General features: G+C 44.3%; 13 protein-coding genes. 12 read left to right on the top strand and 1 reads right to left on the bottom strand.

The window, feature by feature from the left end; genetic code table 11:
• The first annotated feature begins 76 nt into the window (after positions 1-76).
• Complete coding sequence (locus LJ707_RS11045; RefSeq protein ID WP_228950892.1) at positions 77-1,597, top strand: family 43 glycosylhydrolase; 1,521 nt, start codon at positions 77-79, stop codon at positions 1,595-1,597.
• 122 nt (positions 1,598-1,719) lie between these two features.
• Here LJ707_RS11045 and LJ707_RS11040 read toward each other — a convergent pair whose 3' ends face one another.
• Positions 1,720-1,989, bottom strand: a complete 270-nt coding sequence (locus LJ707_RS11040; RefSeq protein ID WP_228950891.1) for a hypothetical protein — start codon at positions 1,987-1,989, stop codon at positions 1,720-1,722.
• Between the two features lie 722 nt (positions 1,990-2,711).
• On the opposite strand from LJ707_RS11040, the gene LJ707_RS11035 reads away from it, so the two are divergent.
• The 11 genes from LJ707_RS11035 (at position 2,712) to LJ707_RS10985 (ending at position 16,716) form a co-directional block, all read left to right on the top strand.
• Positions 2,712-3,302 carry a Crp/Fnr family transcriptional regulator gene (locus LJ707_RS11035; RefSeq protein WP_228950890.1) on the top strand — a complete coding sequence of 197 codons (591 nt, stop codon included), beginning with the start codon at positions 2,712-2,714 and terminating at the stop codon, positions 3,300-3,302.
• A gap of 57 nt (positions 3,303-3,359) precedes the next feature.
• Positions 3,360-3,815, top strand: coding sequence for a hypothetical protein (locus tag LJ707_RS11030; RefSeq protein WP_228950889.1), 456 nt, complete (start codon positions 3,360-3,362; stop codon positions 3,813-3,815).
• A gap of 180 nt (positions 3,816-3,995) precedes the next feature.
• Positions 3,996-4,592: an RNA polymerase sigma-70 factor gene (locus LJ707_RS11025; protein ID WP_228950888.1), complete on the top strand. Its 597-nt coding sequence runs from the start codon at positions 3,996-3,998 to the stop codon at positions 4,590-4,592.
• Positions 4,593-4,704: 112 nt separating this feature from the next.
• Complete coding sequence (locus LJ707_RS11020; RefSeq protein ID WP_228950887.1) at positions 4,705-5,706, top strand: FecR family protein; 1,002 nt, start codon at positions 4,705-4,707, stop codon at positions 5,704-5,706.
• 244 nt (positions 5,707-5,950) lie between these two features.
• Positions 5,951-9,379, top strand: a complete 3,429-nt coding sequence (locus LJ707_RS11015; RefSeq protein WP_228950886.1) for a TonB-dependent receptor domain-containing protein — start codon at positions 5,951-5,953, stop codon at positions 9,377-9,379.
• Between the two features lie 5 nt (positions 9,380-9,384).
• On the top strand, positions 9,385-11,175 hold the full coding sequence (locus LJ707_RS11010) for a hypothetical protein (protein WP_228950885.1): 1,791 nt from the start codon (positions 9,385-9,387) through the stop codon (positions 11,173-11,175).
• A gap of 6 nt (positions 11,176-11,181) precedes the next feature.
• Positions 11,182-12,432 carry a hypothetical protein gene (locus LJ707_RS11005; protein WP_228950884.1) on the top strand — a complete coding sequence of 417 codons (1,251 nt, stop codon included), beginning with the start codon at positions 11,182-11,184 and terminating at the stop codon, positions 12,430-12,432.
• Positions 12,433-12,437: 5 nt separating this feature from the next.
• Positions 12,438-13,454 (top strand): fasciclin domain-containing protein, encoded by a 1,017-nt coding sequence (locus LJ707_RS11000; RefSeq protein ID WP_228950883.1) that lies wholly within the window; start codon positions 12,438-12,440, stop codon positions 13,452-13,454.
• Positions 13,455-13,465: 11 nt separating this feature from the next.
• Positions 13,466-14,680, top strand: coding sequence for a fasciclin domain-containing protein (locus LJ707_RS10995; RefSeq protein ID WP_228950882.1), 1,215 nt, complete (start codon positions 13,466-13,468; stop codon positions 14,678-14,680).
• Positions 14,681-14,685: 5 nt separating this feature from the next.
• Complete coding sequence (locus LJ707_RS10990; RefSeq protein ID WP_228950881.1) at positions 14,686-15,741, top strand: fasciclin domain-containing protein; 1,056 nt, start codon at positions 14,686-14,688, stop codon at positions 15,739-15,741.
• Between the two features lie 9 nt (positions 15,742-15,750).
• Positions 15,751-16,716 (top strand): fasciclin domain-containing protein, encoded by a 966-nt coding sequence (locus tag LJ707_RS10985; RefSeq protein ID WP_228950880.1) that lies wholly within the window; start codon positions 15,751-15,753, stop codon positions 16,714-16,716.
• The last annotated feature ends 4 nt before the right edge of the window (positions 16,717-16,720 follow it).

Here is a 16,720-nt window from a genome sequence, read left to right as displayed (position 1 = left end):
ACCCAAACAAGTGAAACCCAATACTTAAATGCGCCGTTTAACCTATAACCAATTTTATTAACTATACCTATCTATCATGAAAAAACTTTCAGGACTTATGCTCATGCTGTGGGCTGTGATCACTATTTTATTGGCAGGTTGTAAAAAACAAGAGACACCCGCTGATAACCCAGCCGACACCGACACTATCAAGAAAGAAACTGCCGCATCGCCTATTTTCACCAACGCGCTACCCTCAGTTGATAATGGCAGCTATTATGACCCATGGGTTATCCACATAGGTGGTTTTTATTACTACTGCGGATCAGACGGCGGGCGGCTGTACATCACCAAATCTGCCACGCTGCAAAACCTGCTGCAGCAAACTAAAACATACATTTTTACGCCTCCGGCAGGCACCGGGTATTCATCAAACCTGTGGGCGCCTGAGCTGCATTACCGCGGCGGCCACTGGTATGTTTACTTTGCTGCCGACAACGGCAATAACGACAATCACCGCATGTATGTGCTTGAGGGCGGCACCAACTCCGGCGATCCGCTTGCGGGTGGCTACGCCTATAAAGCCAAACTCACCCCGGCTACCGACCGCTGGGCTATTGACGGGCACCCGTTTGATTACAATGGTGAGCAATACTTTGTATGGTCGGGCTGGGAAGGTACCACCAATGTTTCGCAATACTTATACATCGCTAAAATGAGTAACCCCTACACCATTACCGGCGAACGGGTTGAAATATCCCGCCCGGATTACGCCTGGGAAAAGGTAGGCACGCCTACCGTAAACGAAGGGCCAACATCCCTCATCAGCGGTAGTACAGTGAACATTATTTATTCGGCCAGCGGTAGCTGGACGAATGACTATTGCCTTGGCCGCATTACATGCACCAATGGCAACCTGATGGTAAAATCATCATGGGTAAAGCAATCTACCGCGGCGTTTTCACGCTTTGGAAACGTTTACGGGCCGGGCCATGCCTCGTTCGTTAAATCGCCCGACAATATACAGTGGTGGATAGTGTACCATGCCGCTAACTCAGATGGCTCCGGCTGGGACAGGCGCATCATGACACAGCAATTCGCCTGGGATGGTGATATACCTTATTTTGGCATCCCGATAGAAAAAGGTATCCCTATCCCGTCGCCATCCGTAGGTACAGCTTATGCCATGCCGATCGCCAACGGCACCTATCGCATCAAATCAAAAGTAACCTCGCAATGTGTTGATGTGCCCAGCGGCAGCAGTACCCCGGGAGAGCAGATACAACAGTACACAGACAACGGCAACATTGCGCAAAAATGGGTGTTCACCAGTTTGGGCAATGGCTATTACAAGATTAAGTCGGCAGCCTCAAATTTATGCCTGGATAACGCCGGCGGATCATTATCGGCAGGAAATATATTGATACAATGGACGGATAACAACAACATAGCCCAGCAATGGCGTGTACAGGATATGGGCAACGGCTACTTTAAGCTGATCAACCGCCGCAGCCTGTTCGCTCTAAACGTACCGCAAAGTAATCAAACACCCGGCACCAAGCTGGAGCAATGGTTTGAAAACCAGTACGACGCGGAATTGTGGCAGATAGTGCCGTAAGACATCACGATAGTTTAAACCAGAGAGCCTCTTCAATTAAATGGAGAGGCTTTTTAATTGGTTAATAGGTTTCCCTAAAATCAGCTCATCAAAAAAGTAAAGTATTTACAATAATATATTTATTAGTTTGATTTGGTGTTCAGCAATCCCTTAAGGCGCAGGTAATTTTTAAGCAGATCGGCAAAGGTATTGTCGTTCATTACCAGGCGCACCTCTGATGACAGGCCCAGTATGTTGCACACTATTTCGTCAATACGCATCCCGCCGGCTTCGTCAATAGTTTTCAGGCAGCGGCCTAAATTATTTATCGCGCGCTCCTCGTTCAATAATTCGTTAGGTATAAAATCAGGCAGGTTAAACTCATCCTTCTTGCTGCTCCATTGTACTCTCATTGGGTAATGTTATTGTTTACAAATACACATTCTAAAACCGAGCCAAATAAACTATTAAGCAATATTGATCACCTGTGTGATAAAACAATGGCTGTGTTTACACGAAACGGGGAAGCAAATTCCCCAACTGATATAGTTTACAATATATTTTCCCCGCTTTTACATAGGTTTTAACTTAAAAAAGCCGCTGGTATAGCAATTGCATTTACCTAATTACATAATAGAGGTAGTATGGTAGTTTTAATTTCAAGCTTGGTGATTGCCAACGTAGTGGTACTTGTTTCAAGGAAACATGCACCCAGGAAAGAATTTTAGCGGTAGGATGTGTGATGTAGGGTAGCAGGTAGGCAACGCCTACCTGCTTTTTTAATTATTTATGGAACTGATATTAATTTTATTGGTATTTATTACCATATGGAACGTTGCGCGGTATTTTGAGATATGGTGAACCCCTGAACGGGAAAATGTACTCGAATCTATGTCCTTTGGGTTAATGTTATGAAATGCCTTTGTTACTAATAAAAATATCTATTTATTAAGCTTAACTACTGCTGTTGTGGTTCGCCAGCCAAAGGCATCGGCGCTGTTGCTGCACAGGCACTTAAATTTTAGCAAACCGTAAGGCCGCGTCAAAACATTGAACAAATTTGCTGAAATTATTGAGCCAAAGCCAAATGTTTAATTCGCACTTTAGTGGTGAATTAAACGCTGAGTTAAAGCCAATGAACAAGCAACATGATCTCGCATCTTTTCGTAATGCAATTTTCAACATGCAGGTTTTGGATGAGGATTGTTGGGCTGCATTAGCTGAGATATTACTGCTGAAAACTTTAAAGAAGGGCGACTACCTGACCAGCGAGGGTGGAGTTGAAAAAAACATCTATTTTATTAACGAAGGGTGTACCCGAAGTTTCTTTAGCCGTGACGGTAAAGAATTTACCGTTGATTTTCAGTGGCCTGCTGAATTTACAACGGCATACTATTCTTTAATAACAAGCGAACCCAGCAATGTAAATATTGAAGCACTAACAGATATGCAGGTAATTGTAATCAATTACCTGGCCCTATTGAGATTATACCAGCAATACGCGGACTTAGAAAGAGTAGGCAGGAAAATAGCAGAAGCTCAATACATCCGCAGGCTAAGGAAAGAAATGGATATGCAATCACTTACAGCAGAAGAACGATATACAAAGCTACTGGATAGCAACAAGTTAATGGTAGCCCGTATTTCTGTAAAGCATTTGTCATCATACCTCGGCATCCAGCCTGAAAGTTTAAGCCGAATTCGTAAACGCTATGCACGAAACTAACATACATCATTTACCGGCTGAGAAATATTAACGTGTTTTGTGCTTTATTAAAGCAACATGAAACCACTAATCGTTTTAATATCTGTTTTTTTGGCAACATCAGGTGTATTGATGTTAACCCCTGCGGGGCTGAATTTGATGCTGGCAGCAAACATTTCCATGAGTGCTATGCTACTTTTTACCGCAATTGGCCATTTTAAATTTACCAAGGGCATGGCTATGATGATTCCATCGTTTATTCCATATAAAACGCCACTGGTTTATTTGACTGGCCTGGCAGAAATAGCTTTTGGCTGCGCGCTGCTTATTCCGTTTTGCCGTGCAAATACAGTTTATATACTGATAGTTTTTTATACCCTAATACTGCCTGCCAATATTTACGCTGCGATAAAAAATGTTAATTACGAGCAGGCCGACAATACTGGCCCCGGATTGAAATACTTATGGTTTAGAGTTCCTGAACAAGTATTTTTTATAGCATGGCTGTATTTATTCAATATCGGCCTGCAATAATTGTTGAGATATTCAGATTGACTTTTCTAAAAATTCCCTTCACCAATTACTACAAATGGTTTGTGGACTATAAATGCCGCTAACAGCATCAAACGGGTTTAATTAATAAATGATTAACCTATCATTAATACATAGGTATTATTCGCTTTTTACTTTTGTTTGGTGTAAAAAGTAACGTTGATGGCTTATAAAGATTTACCAGATCATATTCTTTTAGAGAAATTCCGGGAAAATGATATTAAGGCTTATGACGCTCTTTTTTTTCGCTATTTTAGAAAGATCCATGCTTTTGCCAAATCCTCTGTCAGAGATGACGAAACGGCAAAAGAACTTGCTATGGATGTCATGGTTCGATTGTGGCAGAAGAAAGGTGAAATAGTGATTCAGACCGACCTCAACGCCTATCTTTACCAGTCAATAAGGAACGCTTTATATAACAACTGGAAAAGAAAAGCTATTATCATTTCACCTCTTGCTAATCTTGCGGAATCTTTTGAACCAATAGCGCGAACTGCGGATCATGCACTGAACTGTAAAGAGCTTCAACAATATTACCAGGAAAAATTAAATCAACTAAGTCCGCAACGTAAAGAAGTGTTTAAAATGAGCCGGGAACAAAATATGTCCTATGCCGAGATCGCGGATCATTTAAACCTTTCAGTACACACGGTAAGGAACCATGTAAGTGCTTCCCTGCAATATTTCCGTGAGCATCTTAACGAATTCGCCACACTGCTCCTTCCGGTTATTTCCCTGCTGACGGTTTTAAAGAGGTAGCAGACCATTACTAAAACGGCCTGCTTCCCGGATTTTTACATAAAAATATTTTTTTTCATTTGCATTAGTACGCCCATTCATTTTGCCTGTTTACCTCAATAAGAAACGAGGTATGCAAGAACCCATAAGCAAAAAATCAATTATTAGATTTTTAAGCCACGAATGCAGTGAGGCCGAAAGGCAAGAGGTATTACATGCCTTAAATACGCCCGAAGGACAACGCTTATTTGATGAAGTGCTGCAGGAGAGATGGGATGCAACAAAGGCAACGGATGACCTGAGTGACCTACAATTGTCGGAATTGTACAAAGAGCTGCAGCAAAGGATCGGGCATGCAAAAGACAGCAACGTTTTCAGCATTTTTCGTTCTGATTTATTTCGTTATGCCAGTATAAGCGCGGCTGTTATCATCAGCCTGATTCTGGTTATCACACAAAAACAAAGCAAACCTGCTGAAAACAGGCTTGTCAGGATGCGCCAGATCGTTAACCCTTATGGCAAAAGATCTGTGATCACACTGCCGGACAGCTCGGTTGTGTATCTGGGTGCCGGAAGTAAGATAAGTTTCCCGGAGAATTTTGAAAGCGATAACAGGGATATCAACCTGGATGGTGAAGCTTTTTTTGATGTTAAACACAAGCCTGAACAAGCCTTTATTGTTCGCACCGGCAACTTGCAGACGAGGGACATCGGTACTTCATTTAAAATCAGTGCTTTTAAAAATCGTCCGGTTACCGTTGCGCTGGCAAGCGGCGAGGTCAGCATCGAACGCCTGAAAGGCAAGGAAATTAAGGTACTGGCTCACCTGCAGCCTGGCCAACAGTGTGTATGGAACAATGAAACTTTTAAAACAAACCCGGTGCCTGTTAATGATATTACCGATTGGAAAGACGGCCATTTAGTGTTCGATGGTGTTCCTTTAAGTGAAATGACCGCGGTAATTGAGCGATGGTATAATGTAAAGATCGCATTTAAGCACAATTCCAGAAAAGAGTTACTGGTAACTACCCGGTTAACTGTAGCGAATACTCCGGTCACCTCCATTATGGAAGCTTTAAGCGTTATGGCGCATTTTACCTACCGTATTGACGGTCAAAAAATCACTATAAATTAACCAACAGCAGAAAGGACATATATGTAAACATACTTACACAAAAAAACCGCCCTGCTATTAACAGAGCGGCAATTCTTTAGTAAAAGCCTCTGGATTGGAACCCCTTTGCGGCTTATTCACGAATTAACCCTTCAGCATTTTTGCTTTAGGGGAGTAACAGCCTATGTTCAAAATGAAAATAAACCATAACTGGTGTAAAATTATCGAAAAAGGATCACAACCCGCTAAATGTATCCTGTTTTTTATGAAATGTTCACTTATCGTACTTATTGTTCAACTCACCTTTCTGAGCATGCTGTATGCAAGTTCAGCCAAAAGTCAGACTCTTGATCAAAAGATCGACCTTAATCTGGAAAATGCCAGCGTAAAAGAAAGCCTGAAAAAGATACAGCAGCTCAGTAAGGTTAACTTTTTGTTTGATGATGTTTTATTAAAGTCGATAAACAAAAAGGTTTCTATCCGCGTTAATAACATTACCGTTAAAGATGCCCTGGAATCAATACTGGACCGTACGGTGTTACAGTACCGTATAATAAATGGTTTTGTAACTATAGACAGGAAACCCATCCCCCCGCCCCCCGGCGTCATAGAAGGTACCATTTATGACGCCAAAACCAATGAATCACTGATAGGTGCCATTGTTATTGTTTCAGGCCGTTCATACCCCACAGATGTTCAGGGGCATTATAAGATCAATATCAACCCCGGCACCTATTCGGTAGAAGCACGGTTTATTGGTTATGATTCTAAAACGATCAGCAGCGTTATCGTTAAATCAGCAACTGTAACCACTTTAAATATACAATTACAACCCTCTTCTACTGCACTGGGCGAAGTTAAAATTGAAGCGCGGCGCAGGGCGGGCAATGAGGTTGTATTGCTTAACGACCGCAAGAATTCTTCGGCTGTTACTGATGGTATATCGGCACAGAATATTGAAAAAACTGCCAGCATTACCACCACCCAGGCGCTGCAACGGGTAACAGGCGTTACCATAACGGATGATAAATATGTAGCCATTCGCGGCTTGGGTGACCGCAGTGTTATCGCGCAGCTCAACGGCGCAAGGCTGTCATCGGCCAACCCGGAGCGAAGCACCGTACCTTTAGACCTGGTACCGGCCGCCTTGCTTGACAATATCAATATCTATAAAACATCAAGCCCGGACAGGCCTGCTGATGCCTCTGCCGGATTGATAGAACTGAAAACCAAATCGGTACCGGAGCACCTGGTGTTCGAGGTTACCGCGCAAACCGGTTATAACTCAAACGTAGGTTTAGGAGGACAGTACAATAGTTTTTATAATGGCGACCCGGGTTTCTTCGGGCAGAACGTCAGTAAGCATAATTTAAGCAGCGATTTTCTCAACTTAAGCCGGCAATATCCCGGAGGCCTGGTGCAGATACAAGACCTGTTCATTCAGAGCCGTAACAGCCCGGCGCTAAAAGCTGAAGCACTGAGGGTAAGCAAGGTAATGCAAAGCCTCGATCCGGTACTGACCACAAGTTACCGTAAGGCCGATCCTAACCAGGTTTACACGATATCCTTTGGTAACTCTTACAAGGTATTGGGTGGGCATACACTGGGTGTTATTGTGAATGCCAACTATTACCAGCGCACTACTGATATTTATAATGGTGAACGCAACCAGTATAGCCTGTACCAGGGCGTTGTTACCGGCTCCCCATCCATTTATAACCCTTTGCGTATTCCCGGTACCATAAGCCCTAACTACCCAAGGCTTGGAAAATACATCAGTTATGCCGAAAATACCGGCACCAAAACGTTGAATTATGGCGGCTTGCTTGGATTGACCTACCAGTTCAATAAGCGTAACGAAATTCAATTTCAATATATAGGCAGCCGGGGTGCCGAAGCAGAGGGCAGTAATCTTAATGGTACCTGGCAAAATACCGGCCTTAATTATCCGGTATATAATACCGTAAACCAATTACGGAACACGTACCGTAAATTCAATACTTTTAACTTCCAGGGCGAGCATAAAATACTGGACAAGGAGTGGTCGCCTAAGTTGAGTTACAACCTTAGCAGCTCTAACAGCTCACAGAACGATCCTGATTTTCGCTCTACCAACGTGGCTAATCTCCGCACTGTACAGTACCAGGACCCTAATGGTGTAGGTATCGGCACCAATACCTACTCATTCGTGAGCGGATTGGTACATGGAGCCGGTTCTGATCTGAATAATGTTATTGTGGCTGACCCCAATGGCCGCCAGTACCGCAAACTGGATGAAACCAATTATAATTTAAAAGCGGATGTTACGCAACCTTTCAAAACGGGTAAGCTACAGCAGGCTTTTAAATTTGGTGTTAACTATTTAAAAAGAAACCGGGATTTTACACAGAATATTTTAGGCCTGCCCGGTTCAACACTTACCGGTGGCAATGCACAATTACTTAATAATGTAAAAGGCGATATCAATCAACTGGTATCACCCGCAAATATAGGCTTACTGGCACCTGACCGTTATGATAACGAAGGGCAGCCAATGGCAGGTGGGTTTTTATACCAGATACGTAAGGCCCCTAATAATTACACAGGTACTTATGAAACACGTGCCTTTTACAGCATGCTTGATGCGCATGTACTGGAGGCGCTTCGTGTAACAGGAGGTGTTCGGTTTGAATCGACAGACATCAGGGCGCAGGTAGATACAGCCAATGTATTTGTTCCTTTAAACCTGAATACCATTACCGGACTGCCAACCGAAAAGGTAGGTTATAACACCACCATGCCCAATACCCGGTACTCCAGAAATTACCGGCCGTATTATTCTGTAAACATCACCTATTCAAAAATAAAGAACATGAACTTCAGGCTGGCCTACAGCACCTCGCTCGCCAGGCCTGAATTAAGAGAGCTGACCAATATTTTTGAGTTCGACCCATTTCAGTTCGCGGTGATCGGTGGTAATCCTAACCTGATCAACCAGTTAACCAAAAGCGCGGATTTCAGGTGGGAATGGTTTGACAGCCCTGGCGAGATTCTCTCTGCTTCTGTTTTTACAAAAACCATTGAAAACCCTTTACAGCGTGTATTCAGGTATGCATCACAGGGCAATCTGTCCACCGCTCCGGAATTTCCGCTCATTATTTACGAAAATGACCCCAATAACGGCAAAGTATACGGCGTTGAAATGGAAGCCCGTCGTGACCTTGGTAAAATTTGGGATCCGCTTAAATACCTTTTTGTTGGAACCAATCTTTTGTTCAACGTAAGCAGCATACAAAAAAACCCGGAACGTTTGGATGCCGCAAGAATAAATGACCGCCGTTCGCCCGAAACCAGCCCCGTGTTTGAACAGGCACCTTATGCCATCAACACCTACCTTGATTATGCCAATACACGAAGCGGCACCAACATTACGGCCAGCTTTAACATAGTGGGGCCGAGGCTTATACAAGTACAACTGGACGGCACACCCGATCTATACGACCGGCCGGTGCCAACCATGGATCTGGTATTCAGCCAAAAGCTGGGTGCAAAATGGATCATTAAAGGATTTGCTAAAAATCTTTTTGACCCGGCGTATAAGCAGGTATACACCAGTCCCGGCCAAAACGGTAAGTTTTACGGCAGCGAGTACATCTACCGCAGTTATCACAAAGGCGCTGAATTCTCATTAGGGCTCACCTATAAATTATTCTGATCATTATGAAACAAAAATCTCCGATCATATCCGGCAGCTTTCTTTTTCTGTTAGGCATCGTGGCTTGCCTGAGTGCCTGCAAAAAGGAAAAGCTGGACAATACACCCCTACAAACTGAAGTTGGCAATAATTCGGCTTCGGCAATACGTTTGTTCAATTTGGCAACATCAACAGATGTGACAGTTAACAACATCCCCCTCACGGCCCGGCAAAACAATGGCCAGAACCAGGGAAGTACCGACATCGGCCTTTCCTTGTTTCCATCAGGAAAATGGTTAAGCGGCGAGGATGGGGCGCCCTTCGTTTTGCCAAACAACCTGCTTGATAAAAATGGCAAGGCCCATTTTATCATTGGTACACTGGATACCACTATTGTTAACAATGTTGAAAACCCCAGGGACTATTACCTGATGGCAAACGGCCATTTGCGTGTAGTGGAACGGAACAATACGCAGCCGGCAGCCAGTCAGAACTTTAAGATACGCGTTATCAACTATGGTAGCCAGGCATTTGGCAACCAACTGGAACTGGACGGCCCGGTAACGCTGACCTATGCAGATGGCAGCGTGGTGGATCAGCGATTGAGTAATATAGCGCCGGGAGCATCCTCCGGTTATATTGAATTACCCTATGGTGCTTACCAGTTTAAGTTATTTGTAGCAAGCGGGGGTAATATTGATGTAACCAAGCAACTGGCGGATGTTCCTACAACTCCTTACTACGACCCATGCAACCCTTCCTTTCACCCACAGCAGGGCATCAACCCCAGGGTACGCACCTTTAAGCCGGGCGGGGTATATACCATTATGATTTCGGAGAACCGGCATGCTTTATATAGCGATTGTGCCAAAATATTACCGCCCATAATATACGCTAATTCTTACCGGGTACTTACCGAATCTAATCCCGGCGTAAACAACACATTCGCCCGTATGCAAGCGATAAACGCGCTTCCCGGGAAAACCATCTCCGTTAGTGTGGACGGCAAAGCATTGGGAGGTACATATCCGTACATAGGCCAAGCAGCCGGTACAAAAGCATACCAGGCCGACTATCAGATTTACGTACAGGGCAAACACCACATTGTTGCCAGAGATGAGGGCGGCAGTTTGCTTGCGGAGGCTGACCTGACACTTTACCCTTATGACAACTACACGATATGGTTATACAATAACGGAGAAGGGAAACCGGAACTGGTATTTCAACCCAATGATATGACCGGGACTTTGTACAGTAGCACCTATCATCCCAACGGGCCCATTGTGCCGGACGATGGCACCAATGGCGCAGCAAGGCTCATTCAATACCCTTATGCTTTGCAATCCCGTTTTATTAACCTGTGTGCCGATGTGCCTTTTGCGACATTTACCAATGACCATCAGTTGCTGCTGCCTGCCATAGGCCCGAATTTGCAGGATTCGATCAGGTATTTCAGCGCCTATGTTAACATGAAGCCGGGCGCATTGCCTTTACGCAATGCTTCTGTTATCTATTCGCTACCTAACTATTCACCAGCATCTACCGGAGTGCCTTTTGGTAATACTGAGAAAGCGTATTTGCCCAGCCTGATACGTGTTTTTCGCTCCAAACCAGCCCCCCAGGCAGAAGTGCCGGGTAGTGTTGAACAAGGTGTTTTACCCATACAGGCAAACCAGGCCTTCATCGCCAATAGTAATCTATACTCATTCCCGCAATTTAAAAGCCCTGAAACGGGCATTTATACCGTGGCCCTGGTGGGGCGAATGGCCGGTTCAGTAAACGGAGCGAAGCTCATGGTAATTAAACATAACAAGTAAAAGAAAATGAAAATAAGTCAATTAATTTTTTTACTGCCTTTTTTGCTGAGCGCAGCGTTTTCATCATGCAAAAAATACGAGCTTAAGCCGCAGGTGGAGGATGCTTCTTATATCAGGGTGTTCAACAATCTCACCTTTACGGTAGATTTTTTGAATAATCAGCAAACACCGCCGTTCCTTACCTTCCTGATGGACCCTGAGCTTGATGCCGACGGAGTGCCCAACAATGCAGGCATCATTGGCGATTACCTGGGAACAAGGCAGTTATATAGTATCTCCTACCCTATCAATGCCGGTAACAGTTCAACAGGCAATGGTACGCTTAACGAGTCAGGCCAGCCTAACCCGCCGTTAGGCTATCCGCAAAATTACGAGTATCCGGGCAATGCACATGTATTAACGGCGCCTGTTATCAACGGTTTTGATCTCTCGTCATGGGCGCAGATCTCATCCGGAAAGCACCGTATCATGTTTGTGGTACGGCCGCAGAGCAACACGCCCTTCAGAGATCTCGGTAGCGTGCAGCGCGCAAGCATCCTGGTAGATACCACCATCAACCTTGAAAAAGGTGAAGTATATACCCTTGAAGTAGTATCGCGTGATCTGGATAACGGTAAATATGGGCTATACGTCCGCAAAGAGGAATTTATCCACAAAGCCTTCGACGAAAATAAATTGTATGCCGGTTTCATTAACCTGTCCGGAAAAAGGCCCGAACAGAGCAAGTACGGCACCGCCTTTTTCTTCCCGGATAAGGTACGCATCAACAGTACTTATAATATTTTTAACGATGCCGCATCAAGCTCAGCAGGATCATATTATCACCCGCTGGAGGGTTATGATAATACCTATTATACTACGCTTAGTTCCAAATTCGATCAGTCCATATCGTATCTGCCATTACCGATGCTACCGCAGAGCGCCTTTTTTTATCAGGGTGTTTTACGTACGTACTCCCCGATAGTATCAGTAGCGAACCAGAACACAGGAACAATGCCATACATTAGTTTTAACATGCTGGATGCCGATCTGCCTGTTACAACGCCTACAGGTTTTAAACTTAATTGCTGGAGTGATCCTGCTGTATTCAACAATTACACCTTCCGCAATCCGCATACTACGCCAAACTTAAACCTGGTGATCAACAGCAACAATCAATTTAAGGTATACAGCACGGTCAATATTTTCGAAATGGTGTATAACCGTGTTTACCTGATGCAGATAAAACGGGGGATTGACCACGCCCCACAAAATTAAAAGCCATGAAACTCAAAAAATATATCATTACACCGCTGCTGTTTTCTGTATTGTTATTGCTTGCTTCGTGCATTAAGGATTATGACACCCAGCCGGAACCCACGGTGGCTCAAAGACCGCTGTTAACGCTACTGGAAAACAATTACAGCTTCAGCATTTTTTACCAGGTAATAAAGCGACTGGGAATGGATAAAATGCTTAACGGTACCGAAGCGTATACGCTTTTAGTACCGGATGATGACGCTTTCGCACTTGCAGGTATTACGCCGAAAACTGTTTCATCTGTTGATACAGCATCGCTCCGAAAGATCATCGGCTATCACATTATTAAGGGAGCCTTACCTTATAACAAAATACCGCAAACGGTAGACTATCGATTTACCGCGCTTACAGCACAACCGGTTTACTTTTCTGTAACCCTGCCTGACCCGAACCGGACAAGGCCACAACTGCTCCACGTTAACGGCATTACCGCAAAAAAAACTGATGTGGTGGCATCTAACGGGGTAATACATGTGCTGGAAAAGGTCTTAACCGCTCCGGCCGCATCTGTTAAATCAATATTGAACAATAATCCCGATTACAGTTTGTTTGTACAGGCGCTAAAGCAATTCGGGTTATTTGACCAGTTGGATAAGGCAGGCCTTTTTGTTGTACTGGCACCCGACAATGAGGTTTTCATGCAAAATGGCATTGACGAAAGTACCCTGGCTACACTTGATACGCTGACCTATAAAAAATTCCTGTTTGCGCCTTATGTGATACCCGGAAAGTTCTTTTTCAGATCTGACCTGGACGATGCGCCTTTAACCGGCATAGGGCCTAAAGGTGTAAGAGGGAGTGATTACCTGCTGCAAATTGACTATTACAATTTTAGCTTTCAGCTACTGCCCGATAAGGTTGACCCGTTTTATTTCCCGAATACCGTACAATTTACCTCTTCTGATCAACTGGCATTTAACGGCGTTGTGCACGGGATAAATAATCTGCTCATCACTCCTGATTATGCATTAAAGCAATAAAGAAGTTCATCATGAAATTACAAACCATATATATTAACATCATCATGCTTATTGGCTGCCTGGCCATATTACCAGGCTGTACCAAATCAATAGAAGCTATTATTCCCACGTCGGTATCTATCCGGTACGAGGAAAAGGAACTGGCTGACGTATTGGCCGGGGAAAAAAATCTTCTGCTGTTCAACCAGGCGTTTAACCGCCTTGCATTAGCCGGGCAACTAAGTGCAAATACAGGCTACACCATTTTTGCACCTACCGACTCGGCATTTAACGCCGCGGGTATAACCACCCAGTCAATCAGCAGTATGCCTGTAAAGGATCTGCAAAAATTAATTACCCAGTACATTGTAGTAGCGGCTGTTGACAGGGCTGCGCTTGAAAATACGATTACCAGTGTAGGGCTCAATACATTGAGGCAGGATACCATACCTACTGCCAATGGCGGCACTACTATCCGGATCACCCAGCTATACGCCCGGATGAGCGGTTCAGTTTATTTAAACGGTGATAATAAAGGCACGCCCAAAACAATCATCAAAGCATCTAATGGGTATATCTACCCTGTTTCCGGATTAATCCGCCCCTTTGATAACCGCACTTTGCTGGATGCCATCAAATCAGACCCGGATTTAAGCCTTTATTATGAAGCGATCCTGATCGGCGATAGCGTTCGCCAGGCTGGTTTGGGTTATGATGATAACAGTATCACCGATATCAACATGCTTAAAAACACAGGTTCATTTATGCCTACCATCCTTGCGCCAACCAATAAAGCATTTCGCGATGCCGGGTTTAATACGGTAGATGATATCAGGCAGTTTGCTACAAGCGGATATGTGGGTTATGACCTCGACACCTTTACTTTTTTTATTTATTCTAAACTGGATAGTGTGCTTAAACGACATACGCTGTACAGAAGCGGCAACCTGTCTGCCACTGTCCGGATATTTTACAGCGACCTGCTTAACCCGGCTATTAACAATGGATTTTACAATACATATTTCGGCCCGGGCGGATCTTTAGAAAGCGTAGAGTTAAAGTATAGCACACCGCTGGCGTTCTCTGCATCGGGTAACGATGCCTATGTAAAATGGACGGACGACAGCAGCCAGCCTATATTACGCATACCGCATGATGCAGCCGGCAGTACACCTGCTATTAACCGCAACCTGTCTAACGGTACCCTTATTAAAATAGATCAACTCTTTTACCCGGCCGTAAAATAATTCCTATGAAAAAAGTACACCTACTCAATATTTCCGGGATGCATCTGCTGCTCATCATGATGATGGGTTTAGCGGCCATTACTGGCTGCCAGAAAGACGACGCGATAAACGCACAAGCCGCTTCGGAAGATGGCAATACCATAAAGTTCGTACTGAACGATAATTTTAACTTCAGCATGGCCAATGCCGCAGTAAACAACGTTCGTTTAAACAGCATACTGGCCGAAAAAGGACCTTATACCTTTTTCGTACCTAATAACAATGCCTTTGCATCTGTTAGTATCACCGAGCAGTCGCGTTTGTCGTTTTACAGCAACAGCCAGCTTACCAACCTGATGAGTTACGGCATTGTTAATGAAAAACTGGAACTTAAAAAACTACCGCTAACGGATAACAAAGCATTTAAGACACGCAGTGGTGGTAACATTTATATAAGTAAATACCTGAATGGTACCGATACCGTGATCACGGTAAACGGTGTGCAGATCATCAGCACGGACAATCCGGCATCTAACGGAACGGTACAAGTGCTGCCGCAAATGATGAACCCGGAAGTATATTCAAAGGTCACGGGGTATCTTCGGGCCGATACTTCGGTAACACTTTTTAATGCGGCGCTTGAACGATCCGGATTGAGCACCACCTTACTTAACGGTAACGATGTTTATACCTTGCTGGCGCCTTCAAACCTGGCCTTCCAGCAATCTGCTCAACTGGGCCTCAACCTGGGAATTAGTACTCTGGATAGCATTGTTCATGCCCAGCCCGCCAGGCTTGCTGCTTTGTTAAGATACCACATCATCAAAGGCCGTTATTTTGATAATGATTTTTTTAACCTGAGTAACAATGGTACAAAGGCCATTACCATGCTAAGCGGCGGCGAAATGAACATTGGTGGCCTGCAGGGCGGTTTTAAAGCCATCAACTTTATTGCCGGCGGCGCTAACGGCATACCTGCGCAGATATACGTGCCTGTTACCTACAGCCCGACAACCATTAACGTGAATTTGCCCTGCGGCAATGGCGTTGTTCATATTATTAACAGGGTACTCATCCCATAAACAGCAAATATGAAAACCATGTTTCGTACTTACCCAAGTCATAAATTATTTACCTTTTTTACCGGGGGCTTATGCCTGTTATTAGCCCTATTATCGGGCTGTAAAAAAAACGACCCTGAAAATTTCAATAAGGCTACACCAACTCTTTTTCAGTATATAGATACCGGTAAGCATTTCGGTTTGTATCGCGCCGCCTTAAAGCGCGCCGGTTTATATAATGCAGCCACTTTCAGCAACGATGGCCCGTTCACCGTTTTTGTACCGGTTGACAGTGCTTTTATCCATGCAGGACTAAACCTGGTTGCCATCGAAAAATATGATACTGCTGATCTTTCGGCGCTGCTGAAATACAGTATTGTTAATGGTAAGCTCAGCAGCACCAGTTTACTTGGCTTTTATAGCCAGGAAGTTACCAGCCTTAACACTAATTACCGACCCACCATTACCAAAAATTACTACGGTATTTTTTTTAACGGCATACCGGTGGCATCGCAGGGAAGCATCAGCCTGAATGATGGGGTAGTACATGAGTTGGAGCGCCTGCCATTGGTACCAAAAGGCAACCTTTATGAAACCATTGCCAATACCCCCAGCCTTTCACTTTATGCGGCGGTACTTAAACATACCGGAAATGATACGCAACTGACCACTTTATCAACTGACGGCCGCCCGTTCACCGTATTTGCACCTGATAATGAGGCCTGGCGTAAAATGGGATATAATTCCGTAGCGGATATTTATAATGAAGATCCGGCTAAGCTGAACAACTGGCTTGATCAGTATATCAGCCGCGACGTTAAGTTCACCGCTAATTTCAGGGGCGGGTATGCATTTTTTAATGAACTGTTTTATGTGCGTGCTGACGGCATGTCCATAGTGACCCGGGGAAATATAGCACCCACGCATATCATTCGGCCGGATATTATAGCCAATAACGGCGTTTTACACATCGTAGACCAGGCTTTCGTGCTTTAATTTA

The organism is Mucilaginibacter sp. UR6-1 (genome assembly GCF_020880975.1).
Classification (GTDB): domain Bacteria; phylum Bacteroidota; class Bacteroidia; order Sphingobacteriales; family Sphingobacteriaceae; genus Mucilaginibacter.
The sequence above is the reverse complement of the archived record's forward strand: the minus strand, read 5'-3'. Positions and strand labels throughout refer to the sequence as shown.

What these genes read in the sequence shown, in the direction of transcription:
- LJ707_RS11045 (WP_228950892.1), top strand. Translation starts at nt 77, where the DNA reads ATGAAAAAACTTTCAGGACTTATGCTCATGCTGTGGGCTGTGATCACT.
- LJ707_RS11040 (WP_228950891.1), bottom strand. Translation starts at nt 1,989, where the DNA reads ATGAGAGTACAATGGAGCAGCAAGAAGGATGAGTTTAACCTGCCTGAT.
- LJ707_RS11035 (WP_228950890.1), top strand. Translation starts at nt 2,712, where the DNA reads ATGAACAAGCAACATGATCTCGCATCTTTTCGTAATGCAATTTTCAAC.
- LJ707_RS11030 (WP_228950889.1), top strand. Translation starts at nt 3,360, where the DNA reads ATGAAACCACTAATCGTTTTAATATCTGTTTTTTTGGCAACATCAGGT.
- LJ707_RS11025 (WP_228950888.1), top strand. Translation starts at nt 3,996, where the DNA reads ATGGCTTATAAAGATTTACCAGATCATATTCTTTTAGAGAAATTCCGG.
- LJ707_RS11020 (WP_228950887.1), top strand. Translation starts at nt 4,705, where the DNA reads ATGCAAGAACCCATAAGCAAAAAATCAATTATTAGATTTTTAAGCCAC.
- LJ707_RS11015 (WP_228950886.1), top strand. Translation starts at nt 5,951, where the DNA reads ATGAAATGTTCACTTATCGTACTTATTGTTCAACTCACCTTTCTGAGC.
- LJ707_RS11010 (WP_228950885.1), top strand. Translation starts at nt 9,385, where the DNA reads ATGAAACAAAAATCTCCGATCATATCCGGCAGCTTTCTTTTTCTGTTA.
- LJ707_RS11005 (WP_228950884.1), top strand. Translation starts at nt 11,182, where the DNA reads ATGAAAATAAGTCAATTAATTTTTTTACTGCCTTTTTTGCTGAGCGCA.
- LJ707_RS11000 (WP_228950883.1), top strand. Translation starts at nt 12,438, where the DNA reads ATGAAACTCAAAAAATATATCATTACACCGCTGCTGTTTTCTGTATTG.
- LJ707_RS10995 (WP_228950882.1), top strand. Translation starts at nt 13,466, where the DNA reads ATGAAATTACAAACCATATATATTAACATCATCATGCTTATTGGCTGC.
- LJ707_RS10990 (WP_228950881.1), top strand. Translation starts at nt 14,686, where the DNA reads ATGAAAAAAGTACACCTACTCAATATTTCCGGGATGCATCTGCTGCTC.
- LJ707_RS10985 (WP_228950880.1), top strand. Translation starts at nt 15,751, where the DNA reads ATGAAAACCATGTTTCGTACTTACCCAAGTCATAAATTATTTACCTTT.